The organism is Propioniciclava sp. MC1683 (genome assembly GCF_014164675.1).
Lineage (GTDB): Bacteria > Actinomycetota > Actinomycetes > Propionibacteriales > Propionibacteriaceae > Propioniciclava.
Genome location: NZ_JACJFX010000026.1, coordinates 19,021 through 38,966 on the forward strand (window position 1 = coordinate 19,021; position 19,946 = coordinate 38,966).

At 70.6% G+C, this 19,946-nt stretch carries 17 protein-coding genes; 13 read left to right on the forward strand and 4 right to left on the reverse strand.

Annotated elements, in window-relative coordinates:
• Positions 1-21 precede the first annotated feature (21 nt).
• Both malQ and H5397_RS13415 read left to right on the forward strand, forming a co-directional pair.
• Positions 22-2,166, forward strand: a complete 2,145-nt coding sequence (gene malQ, locus H5397_RS13410; protein WP_182818045.1) for a 4-alpha-glucanotransferase — start codon at positions 22-24, stop codon at positions 2,164-2,166.
• Positions 2,163-3,140, forward strand: a complete 978-nt coding sequence (locus H5397_RS13415) for an acyl-CoA thioesterase (RefSeq protein WP_182818046.1) — start codon at positions 2,163-2,165, stop codon at positions 3,138-3,140. Before malQ ends, H5397_RS13415 begins: the two co-directional genes overlap by 4 nt.
• Before the next feature lie 40 nt (positions 3,141-3,180).
• On the opposite strand, the gene H5397_RS13420 is transcribed toward H5397_RS13415, so the two are convergent.
• The 3 genes from H5397_RS13420 to H5397_RS13430 form a co-directional block, all read right to left on the reverse strand.
• A complete protein-coding gene (locus H5397_RS13420) occupies positions 3,181-3,813 on the reverse strand; it encodes a CGNR zinc finger domain-containing protein (protein ID WP_182818048.1) in 633 nt (210 codons plus the stop codon).
• A 255-nt stretch (positions 3,814-4,068) separates the two neighbouring features.
• Positions 4,069-4,716 (reverse strand): isochorismatase family protein, encoded by a 648-nt coding sequence (locus tag H5397_RS13425; protein ID WP_182818049.1) that lies wholly within the window; start codon positions 4,714-4,716, stop codon positions 4,069-4,071.
• Positions 4,716-6,059, reverse strand: coding sequence for a nicotinate phosphoribosyltransferase (locus tag H5397_RS13430; RefSeq protein ID WP_182818051.1), 1,344 nt, complete (start codon positions 6,057-6,059; stop codon positions 4,716-4,718). Before H5397_RS13430 ends, H5397_RS13425 begins: the two co-directional genes overlap by 1 nt.
• 29 nt (positions 6,060-6,088) lie before the next feature.
• Here H5397_RS13430 and clpS point away from each other — a divergent pair, with 29 nt between their 5' ends.
• From clpS to H5397_RS13455, 5 genes are all read left to right on the forward strand, one after another.
• Positions 6,089-6,400 carry an ATP-dependent Clp protease adapter ClpS gene (gene clpS / locus H5397_RS13435; RefSeq protein ID WP_182818053.1) on the forward strand — a complete coding sequence of 104 codons (312 nt, stop codon included), beginning with the start codon at positions 6,089-6,091 and terminating at the stop codon, positions 6,398-6,400.
• A complete protein-coding gene (locus H5397_RS13440) occupies positions 6,397-6,951 on the forward strand; it encodes a DUF2017 domain-containing protein (protein ID WP_182818055.1) in 555 nt (184 codons plus the stop codon). Before clpS ends, H5397_RS13440 begins: the two co-directional genes overlap by 4 nt.
• An 85-nt stretch (positions 6,952-7,036) precedes the next feature.
• Positions 7,037-7,273 carry a ferrous iron transport protein A gene (locus tag H5397_RS13445; RefSeq protein ID WP_208090952.1) on the forward strand — a complete coding sequence of 79 codons (237 nt, stop codon included), beginning with the start codon at positions 7,037-7,039 and terminating at the stop codon, positions 7,271-7,273.
• Positions 7,270-9,318, forward strand: a complete 2,049-nt coding sequence (gene feoB / locus H5397_RS13450) for a ferrous iron transport protein B (protein WP_182818056.1) — start codon at positions 7,270-7,272, stop codon at positions 9,316-9,318. Before H5397_RS13445 ends, feoB begins: the two co-directional genes overlap by 4 nt.
• A complete protein-coding gene (locus H5397_RS13455; protein ID WP_182818058.1) occupies positions 9,315-9,605 on the forward strand; it encodes a hypothetical protein in 291 nt (96 codons plus the stop codon). The genes feoB and H5397_RS13455 overlap by 4 nt, the downstream gene beginning before the upstream one ends.
• A 6-nt stretch (positions 9,606-9,611) precedes the next feature.
• Here H5397_RS13455 and H5397_RS13460 read toward each other — a convergent pair whose 3' ends face one another.
• A complete protein-coding gene (locus H5397_RS13460; RefSeq protein ID WP_182818059.1) occupies positions 9,612-11,102 on the reverse strand; it encodes a DASS family sodium-coupled anion symporter in 1,491 nt (496 codons plus the stop codon).
• Between the two features lie 315 nt (positions 11,103-11,417).
• Here H5397_RS13460 and H5397_RS13465 point away from each other — a divergent pair, with 315 nt between their 5' ends.
• From H5397_RS13465 to H5397_RS13485, 6 genes are all read left to right on the forward strand, one after another.
• Positions 11,418-12,533 (forward strand): AraC family transcriptional regulator, encoded by a 1,116-nt coding sequence (locus H5397_RS13465; protein WP_182818060.1) that lies wholly within the window; start codon positions 11,418-11,420, stop codon positions 12,531-12,533.
• Positions 12,534-12,815: 282 nt separating this feature from the next.
• On the forward strand, positions 12,816-14,180 hold the full coding sequence (locus tag H5397_RS13470; RefSeq protein WP_182818062.1) for a citrate:proton symporter: 1,365 nt from the start codon (positions 12,816-12,818) through the stop codon (positions 14,178-14,180).
• Between the two features lie 271 nt (positions 14,181-14,451).
• Positions 14,452-15,354 carry a L(+)-tartrate dehydratase subunit alpha gene (ttdA, locus tag H5397_RS17720; RefSeq protein WP_220492277.1) on the forward strand — a complete coding sequence of 301 codons (903 nt, stop codon included), beginning with the start codon at positions 14,452-14,454 and terminating at the stop codon, positions 15,352-15,354.
• Entirely contained in the window at positions 15,351-15,965 is a 615-nt protein-coding gene (gene ttdB, locus H5397_RS17725; RefSeq protein ID WP_220492278.1) for a L(+)-tartrate dehydratase subunit beta, read from the forward strand. The genes ttdA and ttdB overlap by 4 nt, the downstream gene beginning before the upstream one ends.
• 75 nt (positions 15,966-16,040) lie before the next feature.
• The gene (gene murI / locus H5397_RS13480) at positions 16,041-16,853 is read left to right on the forward strand and encodes a glutamate racemase (RefSeq protein ID WP_182818064.1); all 813 of its coding nucleotides are present in this window, start codon (positions 16,041-16,043) and stop codon (positions 16,851-16,853) included.
• Positions 16,854-16,982: 129 nt separating this feature from the next.
• A complete protein-coding gene (locus H5397_RS13485) occupies positions 16,983-19,823 on the forward strand; it encodes an FAD-binding and (Fe-S)-binding domain-containing protein (RefSeq protein WP_182818065.1) in 2,841 nt (946 codons plus the stop codon).
• Positions 19,824-19,946 lie beyond the last annotated feature (123 nt).

Here is a 19,946-nt window from a genome sequence, read left to right on the forward strand (position 1 = left end):
GACTGCACTAGGGTTGAGGGCATGCCCTTGACCAACCGCGTGCTGGCCGACCTCGCCGCTGCCTTCGGCATCTCCACCGAGTTCTGGGACTGGAAGGGTCGCCTGACCGAGGTGGACGACGCCACCGTCGTCGGCATCCTCGCCGGCATGGGCGTGGACGCCTCGACCGACGAGGCCGCCCACCAGGCGCTCACCGACGAGGCCCTCCGTCCCTGGCGCCGCGGGCTGCCCCCGTGCACCGTGATGCAGCAGGGTTCGCAGGCCCACGTGAACGTGCACGTCCCGGCGGGCTCGCCGGCGTCGGTGCACATCCGCCTCGAGGAGGGCGGGCGCTGGGAGGCGTGGCAGGTCGACAACCACGAGCCCGACCGCGAGATCGACGGCGCGTGGGTGGGTGAGGCCACCTTCGCCCTGCCCGCCGAGCTGCCGCTGGGCTACCACCGCCTGGTCCTCGAGACACCGGGCAGCACCGTCGAGGAGACGCTGGTCGTCACGCCGCGCTTCCTCGGCTTCCCCGAGGCGATGGGCAACCGCCGGGTCTGGGGCTACGCGACGCAGCTGTACAGCGTGCGCTCGGCCAACTCGTGGGGCATGGGCGACCTGATCGACCTCGGCGACCTCGCCACGTGGTCGGGCACGCAGCACTTCGCCGACTACCTGCTGGTCAACCCGCTCCACGCCGCGCAGCCGATGCCGCCGCTGGAGCCCTCGCCGTACCTGCCGAGCTCGCGCCGCTACGTGAACCCCCTGTACGTGCGCCCCGAGTTCATCCCCGAGTACGCGACGCTGAACGAGAACAAGCGCCGGCGGATCGCCGACATCAAGGCCGAGCTCGACAAGCAGCTCGCCGGGTCCGACCGCATCGAGCGCAACGCGATCTGGCTCGCCAAGCTCGCCGCGCTGCGGATCGTCTACGACGAGGGCCTCTCCGAGGTGCGGATGATGGCCAAGGAGAGCTTCGTCCGCGCCGAGGGGCGCACCCTGTCGCAGTTCGCGACCTGGTGCGTGCTGGTCAGCACGTTCGGGCTGAACTGGCGCGAGTGGCCGGCCGAGTACCTGCGGCCCAGCTCGCCCGAGGTGGCCGCCTTCGCCGCCGAGTACGCCCGCGACGTCGACTTCTTCGTCTGGCTGCAGTGGGTGGCCGACAACCAGCTCCGCGAGGCGCAGTCCGCCGCGCGGGCCGCCGGCATGAAGGTCGGCATCATGAACGACCTGGCGGTGGGCGTGAGCCGCTCCAGCGCCGAGGCGTGGGTGCTCGGCGACGCGTTCGCCCAGGGCGTCAGCGTGGGCGCCCCGCCGGACCACTACAACCAGCTCGGCCAGGACTGGGGCCAGGCCCCGTGGCGTCCGGACCGGCTCGAGGACCTCAGCTACGCGCCGTTCCGCGCGATGGTGGCCGGCAACCTGCGCCATTCGGGCGGCCTGCGCGTCGACCACATCATGGGCCTGTTCCGCCTGTGGTGGATCCCGGAGGGCCTGCCCCCGACCGAGGGCGCCTACGTGCGCTACAACCACGAGGCCATGGTCGGCATCCTGCTGCTCGAGGCCCAGCGCGCCGGCGCGCTCGTCGTGGGCGAGGACCTCGGCACCGTCGAGCCGTGGGTCCGTGACTACCTCCGCGATCGGGGCATCCTGGGCACGTCCGTGGCCTGGTTCGAGATGCAGGACGGCGGCGTCCCCCTGCCCCCCGAGGCCTACCGCGAGTACTGCATGGCGTCGGTCACCACGCACGACATGCCGCCGACGGCCGGCTACCTCGCCCTGGACCACATCCGGCTGCAGCACAGCCTGGGCATGCTCACCGAGTCGCTGGACGAGGAGCTCGCCCTGGCCGAGCGGACCTTCGACACCTGGAACCGTGGGCTCGTGCAGCGCGGCTTCCTCGTCGAGGGCGAGACCGACGTGGCCGAGAAGGTGCTGGCCATGCACCGCTGGATCGTCGCCTCGCCGGCGCGGGTGCTGTGCGCCGCGCTCACGGACGCCGTGGGCGACCGCAAGACGCAGAACCAGCCGGGCACCGTCGACGAGTACCCGAACTGGCGCGTGCCGCTGTCGGGCCCCGACGGCGAGCCGCTGTCGCTGGAGGAGGTCTTCCGGTCCGAGCGCGCCGCCCGGTTGGCCGCGGTGATGAACGACTTCAGCGTGCACGCGATCGGGAGGCGATGAGGCTGTCTGAGATCGAGCACGCGCACGTGGGCGGCCAGAAGAGCGTCGTCCTGCGGTTCCTCGCGGCGCCGATGGACGCCAATGTCCGCGGCTACGTGGGCGGCGGCAAGATCCTGGAGTGGATCGACAAGGCCGGCTACGCGGCCGCCGCGGCCTGGTCGGGGCACTACTCGGTCACCGGCTACGTCGGGAACATCCACCTGCACCGCGTCGTCAACGTGGGCGACATGGTCGAGGTCGAAGCGCGCGTGGTCTACACCGGCCGCACCTCGCTGCAGGTCGTCTGTACCGTCACCAGCCACAACCCGCGCGACGACGTGCGCGTCACCAACACCCAGTGCCTGCTGGTCTTCGTGGCCATGGACGCCGACGGCAAGCCCACGCCCGTGCCCCCGTTCACGCCGGAGGACGACTGGGAGCGCGAGGAGAACGAGCGCGCCCAGATGCTGACCGCCGTGCGCCGCGAGGTCGAGGAGGCCATGGCGGTGCAGGTGTACTCGGACGCCACCGAGACCTGCCGGGAGACCCTGCGGTTCCTGGCCGCGCCGACCGACGTGAACTGGGGCGGCAAGGTGCACGGCGGCTACGTCATGCACTGGATCATGACCGCCGGCAAGCTCGTCGCGGAGCGGTGGTTCCACGGTCACGCCCGCGCCACCTACGCCGGCGGGTTCCGGTTCTACCGGCCCATGTACATCGGCGACATCGTCGAGGTGGACGCTCGGCTCATCTACACCGACGGCTCCGAGATGCACGTCTCGGTGTGGGTGCGCTCCGGTGACCCGCGCCGGACCGAACTGCAGACCACCACGCACTGCACGATCGTCTACACGGCCCTGGGCGAGGACGACCACGAGGTGCCGGTGCGCCCGTGGGTGCCGCGCCTGCCCGAGGACCGCGCACTGGAGCGCCACGCGACCGACCTGATCCAGATCCGCTCGCGGCTGGGCCGGAGCCAGCCGCACCAGTACTGAGGTGTGACACTGGCGCAGGCCTGCCTCGTGCCCCCGGGGCTCACCGGACCCGTGCCCGCGCCCGGGCTGACTGTCGAGCACGGCACCGCGGCGAGCAGAAGCGCCGCCGTCGGCCGTCGCCCGCGTCGAGGAACGGGGTACGGCAGTCGGGCGCCTCGCAGGGCCTGACGCGGTCGGCGTACCCGCTGAGGTGGATGTTCGTCGCCTCGGTGAGCAGGACGCCCACGACCGCCAGCAGGAACGGGCCGAGCGTGGGGCACCGCGCGGCGGTGTCGCGCGGCAGCGTGGGGTCACGCTCGTACCACGGTGGCAGGGGCACGTGCGGCAGCGCGGACGCCGTGACCTCCACCCCCGGCAGCTCGTGGTCGGCCAGTTCCTCCTCCACGGACACCCGCGCCTGCCAGTCGTCGAGCGCCTGGTTGAGGAGCTCGCGGCCGGCCGAGGCGTCCTCGCCGAGCAGGGCATCGGACAGCTGCGTGCGCAGGGTGGTCAGGGCGTCGCGGGCGGTGTCCTCCTCGAGCTCGTCGCACGCCGACTCGTCCCACGCGGGGAGGTCGACGCCGTGGCGACGCGCCGCCAGCGCGACGGCGAGGACCGGGAGCGCCGGGGCCGGCGCGTGGGGGTTGGGGCGCGAGGAGAGCATCTCGAGCAGGAAGCCAAGGGGGTCGGGCATGCGGCCATCGTCGCAGCGCCCGACTCCCTCGCCGCGGGTGCACGGGGAATCTGTGGACAACTCATGGAGCCCGCGAGGAGATCAGCCTGCCCCGAGCACGCTCGGCGAAGAAGTGACTGTGTCTCCTGGCGCTCTTGCCGTTGTCGGGCGCGGATCCGTCAAGATTCGGGCCCCAGAATTGACGTTGCGGAGCGGCGCACCGGCAAAGGCGCCACGCGACACCTCAGGGAAATCGCGGGGCGCGCTCCGGCCGCGTCAGTCCTCGAGACCGACGGCGTTCTCGTTCGTCTCGGGGTTCTCGGTGGTCCCGCTCACCCAGATGCCCTCGTCCTCCCACTCCTCGGCGAGGGTGGGCACGTTCGCCGGCGTGACCGCCGCGGTGAGGTCGAGCAGCACGGAGGTGTCGAACCCGGCCGCCGCCGCGTCGCGCGCGGTGGCGTTCACGCAGTGGTCGGTGGCGATCCCCACCACGTCGACCGCGGTGACCCCGCGCTCGCGCAGGAAGTCGGCCAAGCCGAGCCCAGAAGCCGCGTCCGTGCCTTCGAAGCCCGAGTAGGCCGCGGTGTAGTGCCCCTTGTCGAAGACGCCGGCGAAGTCGGGGGCGCCGAACTCCGGGTGGCTGACGAGGTTCGGGTGGAAGTCGGCACCCGGCGTCCCGACGACGCAGTGCGGCGGCCACGAGTCGACGTAGTCGGGGCTGTCGGAGAAGTGCGCCCCCGGGTCGATGTGGTGGTCGCGGGTGGCGACGACGACGTCGTAGCCGTGGTCGCCGGCGAGCAGCTCGGCGATGGACGCCGCCACCGCAGCCCCGCCGGCCACGGCGAGCGAGCCGCCCTCGCAGAAGTCGTTCTGGACGTCGACGACGACCAGGGCGCGTGCGGTGGGTGCGGTCGGGGTGCTCATCAGGCCTCCGGGGCGTAGGGGTTGAAGGTCTGGTCGCCCTCGGCGTCCAGCATGATCGTGACGATGGCGGGGTAGCCCTTGCTCATCTTGAACGCCGCGCTCGGCAGCTCGCCGCGCACGCGCAGGTGCCGCTCGCGTCCCGCGGACAGCGGCTCGCGCCCGACGATCTCGCCGCCGCGCACCAGCTCGACCAGCAGCGGACGGTCGTTGTGGTCGCCCTCGGGCGGGGCGCCCACGCCGATGACCTCCGCCTCGGCGATGCCGTTGGCGTCCAGCCGGCGCAGAGCGAACTTGCGGCCGCCGACCGACCCCTTGTTGAGCGACTTCTTGGCGACGGGCTCGAGCGGGGCGGCCGGGTCCTCGGAGTCGGCGCGGGAGACGAGCTTGTAGACGAACCCGCAGGTCGGGGCGCCCGAGCCGGTGACCAGCTGCGTGCCCACGCCGTAGCCGTTGACCGGGGCGGCGCGCAGGGCGGCGATCTGGAACTCGTCCAGGTCGGAGGTGACGATGATGCGGGTGTTCACCGCGCCGAGGGAGTCGAGCAGCCTGCGGACATCCACGGCCTGGGTGAGCAGGTCGCCGGAGTCGAGGCGGACCGCGCCGAGGCGTCCGTTGGTCAGCTCGACGCCCTTCGTGACCGCCTCGACGACGTCGTAGGTGTCGACCAGCAGGGTGGTGTTGGTGCCGAGGGCCGCGAGCTGGGAGCGGAAGGCGTCCTCCTCGGTGTCGTGCAGCAGCGTGAAGCTGTGCGCGGCGGTGCCGGCGGTCGGGACCCCGAAGGAGCGCCCCGCCTCCAGGTTCGACGTCGACGCGAAGCCTGCGATGTACGCCGCCCGGGCGGCGACCACCGCCGACCACTCGTTGGTGCGCCGCGAGCCCATCTCGATGCAGGGGCGGTCGCCGGCCATCGCGGTCATGCGGGAGGCGGCCGAGGCGACGGCGGAGTCGTAGTTGAAGATGCTGAGCAGGACCGTCTCCAGGACGACCGCCTCGGCGAAGCTGCCCTCGACCACCATGATCGGCGAGCCGGGGAAGTAGATCTCACCGTCGGGGTAGCCCCAGATGTCGCCGGTGAACCGGTAGGTCGCCAGCCACTGCGCGACCTCGTCGTTGACGACCTTCGCCTCGCGCAAGAACGACACCGTCTCGTCGTCGAAGCGGAAGTTCTCGACGGCGTCGAGCGCGCGCCCCGTGCCGGCCACGACGCCGTAGCGGCGCCCCTCGGGGAGGCGGCGGGGGAAGAGCTCGAACACCGACCGGCGGAAGGCCGTTCCGGAGCCCATGGCGGCCTGCACCATGGTCAGCTCGTAGTGGTCGGTGAGCAGGGCGGTCGTCTCCAGCATGGTTTCAGACTAGTGACACAATGGGCGCCATGTCGTCGCCCGAGGTTCCGGTGGGGCCGGCGTCCGGCACCGCGGTGGCCGAACGCCCGGCCGAGGTCGTGCAGGCGCTGACGCCGTGGGTCACCATCGTGTGGGACGACCCCGTGAACCTGATGAGCTACGTCACCCACGTGTTCGTCACGTACTTCAAGTTCGACAAGCCCAAGGCCCACAAGCTGATGATGCAGGTGCACACCGAGGGGCGAGCCGTCGTCGCGTCGGGCACGCGCGAGGAGATGGAGCAGCACGTGAACGCCATGCACGCGTACGGGCTGTGGGCGACCCTGGAGAAGGACGAGTGATCCCCTTCCACCGCGACGGCACCGACCTGGTCGCCGAGCTGGACGACTTCGAGGTGGCGCTGGTCACCTCCCTCGTAGCCCAGGTCAACGAACTCATCGGCGGAGCGGGGGAGCCCGCGGCGTCCGACGACCCGTTCGCCCGCTGGGCGCGCGAGCTGCGCAGCGAGCCGCTCGACCGCTCCGACCCGGTGGTGGCGCGGCTGTTCCCCGACGCCTACGAGGACGAGGTTGCCGCCGCCGAGCACCGCCGCTTCTCGCAGGACGCCCTGCGCCGCCAGCGGATCACCGACTCCGAGGTGGTGCTGGCCGACCTCGCCGCGACCGCCGACGGGAAGGAGCCGCTCGTCGTCGCCAAGGCCGACCTCGACGCCTGGCTGAAGACCCTCAACGGCGTGCGGCTGAGCCTCGCGGTGCGGCTGGGGATCGAGTCCGAGGACGACCACGCCGACCTCGAGAAGCTGCCCGCGCGGGACCCGCGGACGCAACTCGTGGCGCTCTACGACTGGCTCGGGCTGGTGCTGGAGTCCCTCCTCGATGCCGCCCATTCCTGAGCCGGGGAGACTTTCGCAAGGAACTTGTTGCCAAAAGGGCACTACTACTGGCGGTCGTAGGCCAACTTAGGTTAGCCTCACCTGCGTGACAGCGACGATCACCCTCGATCGCGCCCCGCTCGGGACGCCCCTGCTCCTGACGTCCACGCACCCGGACGCCACGGTGGCACGCCGGCTCGCGTCCCTGGGCCTGCGCCGCGGCGCGCGGCTGAGCCTCGTGCAGCGCCTGGCCGCCGGCGGGCGGATCGTGTCGGTCAGCGGTGGCCGCGTGGCCGTGGACGCCGACGTGCTGTCCCGCCTCGAGGCGGAGGTGGCCGCATGAGCGAGGCCCCCGAGGTCACCCGGACCGGCGGCCGACAGCTGCCGATCTCCCCGAAGCTGCCCACCGTGCGAGCCGCCTGCCACGGCCCCGTCGGGGCCGACGCGGGCGCCGGCGCGCCGATCATCGCCCTGGCGGGTGCGCCGAACGTCGGAAAGTCCACCCTGTTCAACGCCCTCACCGGCCTGCGCGCGACCACCGGCAACTGGCCCGGCACGACGGTCGACGTCGGCCGGGGTGCCTGGCGGTTCAAGGCCGACGACCGCGTGTGCGCGTGCGTGGAGTGCTCGGGGGAGTGCGCGGTCAACCGCGTCCACGAGTTCAGCCTCGTCGACCTGCCCGGCACCTACAGCCTCGACCCGCTCAGCCGCGACGAGGAGCTCACCCGCACCCTGCTCGTGGACGCCCCGGTCACCGAGCGTCCGGACGCCGTGGTGGTCGTCGCCGACGCCGCCCACCTGGCCCGTTCGCTGTACCTCGTCGCTCAGCTCCGCGAGACCACCCACCGCGTGGTCGTGGCGCTCACCATGAACGACGTCGCCCGCAAGGCCGGCATCGAGGTCGACTCCTACGCGCTGGCCGAGGCACTCGGCTGCCCGGTCGTCGTGCTCGACCCGCGCCGCCGCCAAGGGTTGGACAACCTGACCCGGTCCGTCCGCGAGGCGCTGGGCCGCCCGTCGCCCGAGCCGCGACCCGTGCCGCACGTCGAGGACGCCCTCGACCGCGACGACGAGCGCTTCGCCTGGGTCGAGGCGGCTGTGCGGGCCGGGACCACGGCGTCCGGCGCCGAGCGCGTCTCGACCTCCGACAAGGTCGACCGTGTGGCGACCCACCCGGTGGCGGGGCCGCTGGTGTTCCTCGCGGTGATGTGGCTGGTCTTCCAGGTCACCACCACGGTGGCCGCGCCGCTGCAGGACTGGCTCGACGGCTTCTTCACCGGTCCGGTGTCGGACGCCGTGCGCGGCGGTCTGGCACTGGTCGGGTTGGGGGGCTCCTGGGTCGAGGGCCTGCTCGTCGACGGACTGGTCGCCGGCGTCGGCATGCTGCTGACCTTCGTGCCGCTGATGGCCCTGATGTTCGTGCTGCTCGCGCTGCTGGAGGACTCCGGCTACATGGCCCGCGCCGCCGTCGTGACCGACCGGCTGATGCGGATGATCGGGCTCCCCGGCAAGGCGTTCCTGCCGCTGGTGGTGGGGTTCGGCTGCAACGTTCCGGCGATCGCGGCGACCCGCATCCTGGGCGATGCCCGCCAGCGCATCCTCGTCGCGCTGCTGGTGCCGTTCACCTCGTGCACCGCGCGGCTGACCGTGTACGTGATGCTCGGCACGATCTTCTTCGGGCGGTACGCCGGCACGGCGGTGTTCGTGATGTACCTCGCGTCGATCCTCGCCGTGATCGGCGTCGGGCTGCTCCTGCGCAAGACCTTGTGGCGCACGATGGGCTCGGAGCCGCTCGTGCTCGACCTGCCGCCCTACCACCTGCCGACCGCCCGGCTCACCGCAGCCGTCGCTTGGGGCCGGCTCGAGGGCTTCCTGCGCACCGCGTCGGGGATCATCTTGGTCACCGTGTGCGCGGTCTGGCTGCTGCAGGCGATCCCCGCGAAGCCGGGGGCGGGGTTCAACGACGTGCCCGTGCAGGACTCGGCCTACGGTGTCGCCGCGCAGGCGATCGCGCCCGTGTTCGAGCCGGCGGGGTTCGGGCAGTGGCAGACGGCGTCCGCGCTGGTGGTGGGCTTCGTGGCCAAGGAGGCCGTGATCAGCTCGTGGGCGCAGACCTATGCCGTCGACGAGCCCGCCGAGGGCGAGCCGGCGGGCTCGTTCGGTGAGGCGGTGGTGTCGTCCTTCGAGGCGAGTTCGGGCGGGCACCCGCTGCCCGCCGTGGCCGCGTTCCTGTGGTTCCTGATGGCGTACACGCCGTGCGTGGCGACGCTCGCTGCGCAGAAGCGCGAGGTCGGTTGGCGCTGGACGCTGTTCGGCGTCGCGATGGGTCTGGCCGTCGCCTGGCTCGGTGCGGTGACCATCTTCCAGGTCGGACGGTTGTTCTGGTGAGCGGACCGCTCTCTGCCGTGCTGGCCGCCTTCGCGTCGGGGGCGGGCACGCTGGGCGAGGTCGAGGCGTCCACGGGATTGTCGCGGGAGATCGTTGGTGCGTCGGTGGACCACCTCGTGCGCCTGGGCCGGCTCGAGGTCAAGGAACTGGCGATGGGCTGCCCCTCGGGCGGCTGCGGGAGTTGCGCGTCGGCGACACCCGAGGCGACGCCGGGCTGTGGTGCCGCGGCCCCGTCACCGGGACGCCGCGGGCCGGTGCTGGTCGCCCTGAGCCTGCGACGGGCGTGAGACGGCCTACCAGACCCCGATGACGCCCCACCACAGTGGGCCGACCAGCAGCCACACGGCGAGGTGGACGACTCCCAGGACCAGCCCACTTCGCCACCACGCGGCGAGTTCCACGTAGCCGGAGCCGAAGTAGAGGGGCGCCGGGCCGTTGCCGTAGTGGGTGAGGCAGCCCATGAGGGTGGGGATGGCGCCCAGGAACACCACGAGCGGGACGGCCGGCAGCCCCAGGGCGAGCCCCACGCCCAGGAAGACCGAGAACATGGACGCCGTGTGCGCGGTCCCGCTCGCGAACAGGTAGTGGGACAGGGCATAGACCGAGGTCAGCGCGGCGAAGGCGGCGAATTGGCCGAGGCCGGTCATTGCTCCACCGACCATGCCACCGAACCAGCCGATGAAACCCAGGGAGTTGAGGTAGCTCCCCATCATCACGAGGGCGGCGAACCACGTCAGGGTGTCCCACGCCGCCTTCTCGGCCTTCATCTGCTCCCAGGTGAGGGTGCCGGTCAGCAGCAGGGTGGCCAAGCCAAGGAGTGCGACGGTGGTGGAGTTCATGACCTTGTCGCCGGCGACCCAGATGGCGATCATCATGACGAAGACGCCGAGGGTGACCCACTCCTTGCGGGTGACCGGGCCCAGCAGCTTGAGCTCGCGCGCCGCGATGGCGGGAGCCTCCGGCGTGCGCTTCACCTCGGGCGGGTGGACGAGGTACAGGACGATGGGGACGAGGATGACGCCCAGCAGGCCCGGGATCGCAGCCGCCGCGAACCACCCGCCCCAGTCGACGGTGACGCCCGCCTCGGTGGCGAGCCGCGCCGACATGGCGTTCGGTGCGGCGCCGGTGAAGAAGATGACCGAGACGGCGAGGTTCAGGTTGTAGCAGGCCAAGGCGAGGTACGACCCGATCTTGCGATGCGTCTGCGGCTGGTCGGTGTGTGAGCCGGCGTTCTCGGCAATCGCCTTCATGACGGGGTAGATGTAACCCGAGCGCGCGGTGTTGGAGGGGATCGCAGGGGAGGTGACGAGGTCGGCGAACCCGAGGCCGTAGGCCAGGCCGATCGTGCTGCGCCCGAACAGGCGCACGAACAGGTAGGCCAGACGAGAGCCGAGCCCCGAGTTGATCACGGCGCGGGCCGCGAAGAAGGCCGACACGATCAGCCAGATCGTGCCATTGCTGAACCCAGACAGGGCGTTGGCGATGGACTTGCCCGTGTCACCCGGTGCGAGCACTTGGGTGGCCGCACACAGTGCCATCGCCACGATCGACAGCGCACCCATGGGTGCTGCCTTGGTGATGATCCCCACGATCGTGGCCACGAACAGGGCGAACAGGTGCCAGGCCTCGGGCTGGAGCCCTGACGGGGTGGGGACGAACCACAGGACGAGCCCGACGACGATCGCGATGGCGAGCCACACAGGCCTGACCTCCGGGCCGAGCCAGGCGCGAGCGGGGCGACCGCCTGTCTGGTGGGTGTGGTCGGGGATGGTGCTGGTGCTCATCGGGCTCTCCTGGCGCACGGCTTGGTTCGTGCTTCCACTGTGCCCGCGGGGCCCGTTCTCCCTCCATCCGATTCAGCAGCGATTCTGGTGCAGACGCCGCAGGCCGCAGAACGTCCGGCAGCGTGTGGTGACCAGCTACCCCTTGAGATGTGCCCGGTTGTGATACGGGTGTGGCAAGGGGGAACGCTTGATTGCCACCGCGGGGCCCAAGCCCATGCAGCGAAGAATCCAGCCCGGAACTCGAATGGTCCTCACGGCCCCGGAACGCGCTGGGGCGAGCCGCCGCAGGGGGCCCGCTGACCTAGAGTGGTCCCCATGGCCGTGGTGAACACCCCGCGACCCGAAGCGGTCGGAGCGAAGGACGAGTACTACCACGCCCTGAGGCGACCGACGCGTTCGATCAACCTGCGTCAGTACGTGTACGAGATCGGCTCCTACCACTACAACTGGCACCCCGAGGTTGAGCTGCTGGTCGTCCTCAATGGCTGCGTGGAGGTGTGCGCCGGCGGATTGGTGACCACCCACGAGCCGGGGGACGTGATCGTGATCAACTCCTATGTCGGGCACGCCACCCTGGCGCACGCGCCGCACAGCACGGCCCTGCTGCTCCACCTCGACCTGGGCTACTTCGCCGGCCTGTTCCCCGACCCCGCGCGCCTGAGGTTCGACTGTCTGTCGACCGGGGAGACGCGCGGCGCCGCTCCATTCATCGCACTGCGGGGCCTGCTGGCACGCATGATGCTCGAGGCGTTTGACGCGACGCCCGCGGGCCGGTTGCGCTACGAGCGGCGCCTGGCCGAACTGGTGGACACCCTCGTGACGTACTTCCCGCCGCGGGAAGAGGAGAGCACTGCGGTGCTCGGCAACGAGACGCGCATCAAGGCCATCGACAGGATGTTGGGGTTCATCGACCAGCACTACTCCGAACGCATCACCCTGGAGCGGCTCGGGCGGGAGAGCGGCTACCACCCGGGGTATGTCTCCCAGATGTTCACCGGTTACCTCGGCATCAGCACGCTCGAGTACATCACGCGCGTCCGCCTCCGCCAGGCCACGCGGGACCTGGGCGACCCACAGATGCGTGTCGTGGACGTGGCTGCGGCGAACGGATTTCCCGACGTCAAGGCCTTCAACGTGGCTTTCCGGCGCAGCTTCGACAAGTCGCCGACCGAGTACCGCAAGCAGTTGACCGAGAGCAGCTCGCAGGTGGATGCCACCTTCAAGAAGGTGTTCGTCCGGCGTGACGACGAGGCGGCCACCGGCTGGCTCAAGGCGTTGGCGGACGCCGTGGATGCGGGCGCCCAGCCCACGGTTCCGGCCGAGTGGCCCACCGATGACCTGAGATCCTTGGTGGGCCATGCCCAACGCCTGACGGACCAGATCCAGGGCGTCCAGCACCGCTTGGAGCGGTTGGCCGGCGGACTGGGCTGAGGCAGACACAGCCTCGACGAAGCGGTGAATGTTGAGGTCTCGCCCCGGGAAGGAGCCGTCGCGCGAAGACTGACAGGCCTTGTCAGGCCCGGGTTCTGGACGATCGGACCCAAGGGGATTCTGTAACCGGGCTCGGGCGTCGAGCGTGAGCAGAGGGGGTACCCCACAGCGGCCACCGGGGCAGAATCCCACGAAGATCTGGCGAGACCGGGTGCCAATGGCGCCGGAAGGGTGGGCATCAACGCCCCCCGCCGTGGTGGGGCCTGATCCGAGGGGCCAGCCATGCTCACAATTCTCGGTCTGGCCATGATCGTGGTCTTCATCGCACTGCTGGCGAAGAAGAAGCTCCAGGTCTTCGTGGCCCTGACCCTCGTCCCGCTCGTCTTCGGGTTCATCGCCGCTGCCGTCGGTGGACACGACCTCCTGGACGTCTTCACCTGGATCCAGCACGGGGTCTTCTTCAAACTCAACCCCGAGACGGGGAAGGTGGCGTGGGGCGTCATCGCGCCGGCCGTCACGATCCTGTTCTCGATCTTCTACTTCGACCTGATGCTCAATGTCGGGCTCTTCGATCCCGTCGCGAAGTTCTTCATCAAGCAGGCCAAGGGCGACCCGCTCAAGGTGGTCCTCTCCACGGTCGCGGTGGCCAGCGTCGTCTCTCTGAACGGGGACACCACGACCACGATCATCATCTGCTTGGCCGCGTTCCGGGCCCTCTACCAGCAGCTCAACCTGAGCATGTGGGTGCTGGCCATCATCATCGTGGCCCCGATCGGCATCTGGAACCAGCTGCCGTGGGGCGGCCCCACCATCGCCGCGGCAGCCGCGCTGGGGGTGGACCTCATCGCATTGTTCCGCCACCTGCTGCCCGGGTTGCTGGCCGCCCAGGTCGTGGTGATCATCATCGCGTGGAGGCTCGGCCTCAAGGAACGCAAGCGCCTGGCGTTCGACCCGCGCTCCGAAGCCTCCGTGGGGCCGGAGCACATCGCCGAGATGTTGCAAGTGATCACCGACAAGGACCCGCACCTCAAGCGACCCAAGCTCTTCTGGGTGAACCTCGCCATCACCATGGTCGGGCTCACGCTGCTCATCATGGACCTCGCGCACGGCGCCGTCGTGTTCCTGCTGCTGTCGGCCATCGGCCTGGTCATCAACTTCCCGAACGTCGATGAGGCGTCGACCCGGATCGAGGAGATCGCCCCGGACGTGCTCCCCACCGCCATCGCCACCCTGGGCGCAGGCGTGTTCTCGGGAGTGCTCACGGGGTCCGGCATGGCCGCCGCCCTGGCTGGTTCCATCGCAGCCATCATCCCGACCGCCTTGGGATCCCACATGGCGCCGGTCTACGCGATCATCGCCACGCCGGCCATCATCTTCCTGCCCCAGGACGCGTTCTACTTCGGTATCGCCTCGGTCCTCAGTGGGGTCATGGGGGAGTTCGGCATCACACCGATGCAAGCAGCGGTGGCGTCCATGGTCGGGCAGTCGTTCCGGCTGATCAGCCCGGTGATCCCCGCGCTCTACCTGTTGTGCGGGGAGACCAACCAGAACTTCGTGTCTTTCCAGAAGAAGTACCTCATCTGGTTCTGGCCGATCCTGGTCACCTACCTGGTCGTGTACGGGCTCACCGGCGCGATGCCCTACTGAGGCCCCCACCATGACCACCCGAAGCGGCGGTTCTGCAACGAGCCACGGCCCCCGGCTCAGCGTGGACCGAGTGAATCACCTAGTGGAGGCCGTGTCGCGGGGTCCACCAGGCGGGGAACCTTCATGATGCCCCCGCCGGCGAACAAGGCTCCGGACGCCCCCGGGCACCGAGGAACGCCACCACACCCGCGAAGATCCGCACAGACCCAGACCCCCCGTCCGCGATGGACTGGAACCAGATCACCACACAGACACCCAAGGAGGTGCCGCAATGCAGCAGCAGACCGCAGAGCTGGAGAAGCTCACCGACACCGTGGCCAAGTTCACCGCCGTGATCAGCCGCCGGCTGCCCGACGACGTGACGGCCCGCATCACCACGCTTGCCAGCGAGGAGCGCCAGCCGATGGCGCTCATGATCTACGACACCATGCGCAAGAACCAGGAGCTCGCCGAAGAGCTCAAGCGCCCCTCGTGCCAGGACACCGGCCTGATCCAGATGTTCGTGCGGGTGGGCAGCGCCTTCCCGCACATCGACGGGCTCTCGGCCGCCCTGAAGGAGGCCGTCGAGCGCGCCACCAACGAGGCGCCGCTGCGCCACAACAGCGTCGAGACCTTCGACGAGTACAACACCGGCACCAACACCGGCACCGACTCACCCTGGCTCTACTGGCAGGTCGTCGAAGGCTCGGATTCCCTCGAGCTCGACGTCTACCTCGCCGGTGGCGGCTGTACGCTCCCCGGGCAGGGTCGCACCCTGATGCCGGGCGAGGGCTACGAGGGGGCGGTGAAGTTCGTCCTCGACGTGATGACCTCCTACGGCCTCAACGCCTGTCCGCCGCTGTTGGTCGGTGTCGGCATCGGGTCCTCCATCGACGCGGCTGGCTTCATGTCCAAGCTCGCGCTCATGCGGCCGGTGCACAGCAAGAGCGCCAACCCGATCGCGGCGCAGCTCGAGGTCGACCTGGAGGACGCCATCAACTCGATCGGCCTCGGCCCCCAGGGGCTCGGGGGCACGAAGTCCGTCATGGGCGTCAACATCGAGAACTCGGCCCGCCACCCGTCCGTCCTCTCGGTCGCCGTGAACACGGGCTGCTGGTCCCACCGCCGCGGAACGGTCCACTTCGACCGCGACCTCAACTACGAACTCATCACCCACAAGGGAGTCGAGCTGTGAACAAGACCCTGACGACGCCGATCTCGGCCGAGGACCTCGCGGACATCCGCGTCGGGGACGTCATCTTCCTCGACGGCCACATCGTGACCTGTCGCGACGTCGCCCACCGCCGACTCATCGAGTACGGGCGCGAGCTTCCCTACGACGTCCGCGACGGTGCGATCCTGCACGCCGGCCCCATCATCCGGAAGGTCGAGGGCGAGGACGACAAGTTCGAGGTCGTCTCCGTCGGCCCGACGACGAGCAGCCGCATGGAGAAGTTCGAGTACGACTTCATCAAGCAGACCGGCGTCCGGCTCATCGTGGGCAAGGGCGGCATGGGCGCGGGCACCCAGGCGGGTTGCGCCGAGTTCGGGGCCCTGCACTGCGTGTTCCCCGCCGGCAATGCCGTCATCGCGGCCACCCAGGTCGAAGAAGTTGAGGACGGCCACTGGCGCGAGCTGGGCATGCCCGAGACGATGTGGGTCTTCCGCGTGAAGCAGTTCGGTCCGCTGATCGTCTCCATCGATGCCCAGGGCAACAACCTGTTCGAGCAGAACAAGGTGGTCTACAACGAGCGCAAGGACGCGGCGTTGGAGGAACTCTACGAGAAGGTCCGCTTCATCAAGTGACCTTCCCCCGACGCGCCGCCCCGCACGCTGCGGGGCGGCGCGTTCCCCGTCCCTGCAGGAGTAGTCTCGGCCGTCATGAGTGGCATCGACGCGCCGATCGGCATCTTCGACTCCGGGTTCGGGGGGCTGACGGTCGCGCGCGCCGTGACCGACCAGCTGCCGAACGAGGACATCATCTACTTGGGCGACACCGCCCGCGCGCCGTACGGGCCCAAGTCGCTGCCCGAGGTGCGCGAGTACGCCCTCGAATGCCTCGACCACCTGGTCGGGCTGGGCGTGAAGGCCCTCGTCATCGCCTGCAACTCGGCGAGCTCGGCGGTGCTGCGCGACGCCCGCGAGCGCTACGACGTGCCGGTGATCGACGTGATCCTGCCGGCCGCCAAGCGCGCGGTGCGGGCCACCCGCAACGGGCGGGTCGGCGTGATCTGCACGGTCGCCACCGCCAACGCACTGAGCTACGACGACGCCCTGACCGCGGTGCCGGACGTCTCCTTGACCACGGCGCCGTGCCCGCTGTTCGTCGAGTACGTCGAGCGGGGGATCACCGGCGGCCCTGAGTTGCTCGACATCACCCGCCAGTACGTGGCCCCGCTGCAGTTCGCCGACGTCGACACCCTCATTCTGGGCTGCACCCATTACCCGTTGCTCGCCGGCCTGATCAGCTACGTGCTGGGGGACCGCGTCACCCTGGTCAGCAGCGCCGACGAGTGCGCCCGCGAGACCTACCAGACCCTCACCGACCTCGACCTGGTGCACGACCTGCCGCGCACGGCGTCCCGGCAGTTCCTGACCACCGGCGACCCCGCCCAGTTCGAGGGGATCGGTGCCCGCCTGATGGGCGGCGACTTCGTCGCGGGCGTCCGGCAGGTGTTCACGATCGCCCGGTGACCCGCGCGGGCCTGCCCGCGCGACAGGACCCGCCCACGACGCGCACCTGGGTTGACGGGGCCGCTGACTTGGGGCCCATAATGGTCAGACCAAAACCCGCAGCGGAGCGGGTGGCGAATGGAGTTCCCCATGAGCACGGCGCTGACGACCGACCTTCGACTCCGACTGGGCGACGACCAGGTGGCCGACCGCCCCCTCGACCTGGCCAGGATGGCGCACGACGCCTCCCACTACCTGTTGCAGCCCCGCGTGGTCGTCACCGCGCGCGAGGGCGGCGACGTGGCCGAGGCGGTTCGCCTCGCGGCGCGGCACGGCGTCCCCGTCACGTTCCGCTCCGGCGGCACCTCCCTGTCGGGGCAGGCCCAGACCGACGGCGTCCTCATCGACACCCGGCGCGGCTTCCGCGGTGTCGAGGTGCTGGACGCCGGAGCGCGGGTCCGCTGCCAACCGGGCGCGACCGTGCGGGCGGTCAACGCTGCCCTCGCGCCGTACGGGCGGGCGCTGGGCCCGGACCCCGCCTCAGAGGTCGCCTGCACGATCGGCGGCGTGGTGGCCAACAACTCTTCGGGCATGTCGTGTGGCACGACCGCCAACACCTACCGCACCCTTGCCGGTCTCGAGGTCGTCCTGCTGTCGGGCACCCGGATCGACACCGCTGCCCCCGACGCCGACGAGCGGCTGCGCGCCGCCGAGCCGGAGTTGTTCGAGGGCCTGCAGCGCCTGCGCGACCGCGTGCGCGGCAACCCCGACTCGGTGCGACGCATCACGCACCAGTTCTCGATGAAGAACACCATGGGCTACGGCGTGAACGCCTTCCTCGACTTCGACACCCCCGCCGAGATCCTGGCCCACCTCATGGTCGGCTCCGAGGGAACGCTCGGGTTCATCTTGTCGGCGACCTTCACCACCGTGCCCAACTACGCCCACCTGGCCACCACGCTGCTGGTGTTCGACCGGATCGACCACGCCACCGCCGCCCTGCCCGGCCTGGTCGCAGCCGGCGCGGCCACCGCCGAACTCATGGACGCGGCGTCCCTGAGCGTGGCGCAGAGCCTCGCCACCGTCGTCCCGGCCCTGGTGGGGCTCGACGTGGCCGAGCACACCGCCCTGCTGGTCGAGGCCCGCGCCGAGGAGGCCGCGGAACTCGCCGGCACCGTGGCCGGCCTGTCCCGCATCGTCGCCGGCCTCGGCGGCCTCACCCCGCTCGCGAAGCCGTACGCGTTCTCCACCGACGCCACCGAGCGCGCCCAGGCGTGGGTGGTCCGCAAGGGCCTCTACACGGCGGTCGCGGGCGCACGGCCACCCGGCTCGACGGCGCTGCTCGAGGACGTGGTCGTCCCCATGCCCGCCCTCACCGGCACGGTGGGGGAGATCCAGGCCCTGTGCGGACGCCACGGCTACGACGACGCGGTGATCTTCGGCCACGCCAAGGACGCCAACCTGCACTTCATGATCAACCCCGACCTGCGCGACCCCGCGCAGGTCGAGACCTACGCCCGCTTCAGCGACGAACTGGTCGACCTCGTCCTGGCCGCCGATGGCTCGCTGAAGGCCGAGCACGGCACCGGCCGCATCATGGCCCCCTTCGTCGAGCGCCAGTTCGGCGCGGAGCTCTACCGCGTGATGCGCGAGCTCAAGGCGCTGTTCGACCCGGAGGGGGTGCTCAACCCCGGCGTCATCATCACCGAGGACGCCCAACTCCACCTGCGTGACCTCAAGCTGCCCGAGCTGGTTGACGAGGCCGTGGACCGGTGCGTCGAGTGCGGCTACTGCGAGCCCGTCTGCCCCTCGCGCGACCTCACCACCACACCGCGCCAACGCATCGCGTTGATGCGCGAGATGGCCGCCGCCGACCCCGGGCGACGCGCTGCTATCGAGGCCGACTTCGGCTACGACGCGGTCGAGACCTGCGCCGTCGACTCGCTGTGCCTGCTCAACTGTCCGGTCTCCATCGACACCGGCAAGGTCATGAAGGGCTTCCGCAAGGAGGCGCAGACGCCGGTCTCCCAGAAGGTGGCCCTCACGCTGGCCAACAACTGGGCCACCACCGTGAAGGGCCTGCGTGTCGGCATGGGGGCGGCCTCGGTGATCCCGTCGCCGGTGCTCTCGGCAGTCACAGACGTCGCCCGCCGCGTGCTGCCCACCGACCTGATCCCGCGCGTCGGCGACGACCTGCCCGGCCCGGGCGCGCCGCGCCGGTCACCGGAGCGCTCGGCCCCGGGCGAGGTCGTGCTGTTCGTGTCCTGCCTCAATGAGATCTTCGGCCCTGCTGACGCCCCGCCCCAGGGCTCCCGGATGGGCGCCTGGCGCGCCTTCCTGGCCCTGTGCGACCGCGCGGGGGTGGGCGTCCACGTGCCGGAGGACATCGCGGGCCTGTGCTGTGGGACCGTGTGGCGCTCCAAGGGCCTGACCGACGGGTTGGCGGCCATGGCGCAGCGCACGGCGTCGGCCCTGCTGCGCGCCACGCGCGAGGGTGAGGTGCCGGTGGTGACCGATGCGAGCTCGTGCACCCACGGGCTGCACGAGGTGGCGTCCGACCTCGAGAAGGTCGGCCTCCACGAGCTGGCGCAGCGGTTCCGCGCGGTGCGCATCGTCGACTCGGTGGCCTACGCCGCGGAACACCTGCTGCCACACCTGACGGTGCGCAGCCGCATTCCCTCGGCCGTGCTGCACCCGACCTGCTCCGACCGGCATGCGGGGGACCTGCCGCACTTGCTGGCGGTGGCGCGGGCCTGCGCCGAGGACGTGGTCGTGCCGGGGGCGGCCGGGTGCTGCGGCTTCGCCGGAGACCGGGGGATGCTGCATCCCGAGCTCACGGCGTCCGCCTCGCACCTGGAGGCCGCGGAGGTGGGGGAGCGGCGCTACGACGCGTACCTGTCCAGCAACCGCACGTGTGAGCTGGGCATGTCGCGGGCGACCGGGCGAACCTACCGCCACGCCCTGGAGCTGCTCGCGGAGCTGACCGGCTAGGAGCCTGCTGAACAAGGCGTCTATCTGACGGCGGGTTGGACGTGGGTGGCGGGTGGGACGCCGCCGCGGCTGTCGAGCCGCGAGTGTGAGTCAGCGCAGTTGAGTGCGACAGCGGGGTCGTCG

Bases quoted from the DNA above. Each gene is read 5' to 3' on its own strand.
- malQ (WP_182818045.1), top strand. From the start codon at position 22: ATGCCCTTGACCAACCGCGTGCTGGCCGACCTCGCCGCTGCCTTCGGC.
- H5397_RS13415 (WP_182818046.1), top strand. From the start codon at position 2,163: ATGAGGCTGTCTGAGATCGAGCACGCGCACGTGGGCGGCCAGAAGAGC.
- H5397_RS13420 (WP_182818048.1), bottom strand. From the start codon at position 3,813: ATGCCCGACCCCCTTGGCTTCCTGCTCGAGATGCTCTCCTCGCGCCCC.
- H5397_RS13425 (WP_182818049.1), bottom strand. From the start codon at position 4,716: ATGAGCACCCCGACCGCACCCACCGCACGCGCCCTGGTCGTCGTCGAC.
- H5397_RS13430 (WP_182818051.1), bottom strand. From the start codon at position 6,059: ATGCTGGAGACGACCGCCCTGCTCACCGACCACTACGAGCTGACCATG.
- clpS (WP_182818053.1), top strand. From the start codon at position 6,089: ATGTCGTCGCCCGAGGTTCCGGTGGGGCCGGCGTCCGGCACCGCGGTG.
- feoB (WP_182818056.1), top strand. From the start codon at position 7,270: ATGAGCGAGGCCCCCGAGGTCACCCGGACCGGCGGCCGACAGCTGCCG.
- H5397_RS13460 (WP_182818059.1), bottom strand. From the start codon at position 11,102: ATGAGCACCAGCACCATCCCCGACCACACCCACCAGACAGGCGGTCGC.
- H5397_RS13465 (WP_182818060.1), top strand. From the start codon at position 11,418: ATGGCCGTGGTGAACACCCCGCGACCCGAAGCGGTCGGAGCGAAGGAC.
- H5397_RS13470 (WP_182818062.1), top strand. From the start codon at position 12,816: ATGCTCACAATTCTCGGTCTGGCCATGATCGTGGTCTTCATCGCACTG.
- ttdA (WP_220492277.1), top strand. From the start codon at position 14,452: ATGCAGCAGCAGACCGCAGAGCTGGAGAAGCTCACCGACACCGTGGCC.
- murI (WP_182818064.1), top strand. From the start codon at position 16,041: ATGAGTGGCATCGACGCGCCGATCGGCATCTTCGACTCCGGGTTCGGG.
- H5397_RS13485 (WP_182818065.1), top strand. From the start codon at position 16,983: ATGAGCACGGCGCTGACGACCGACCTTCGACTCCGACTGGGCGACGAC.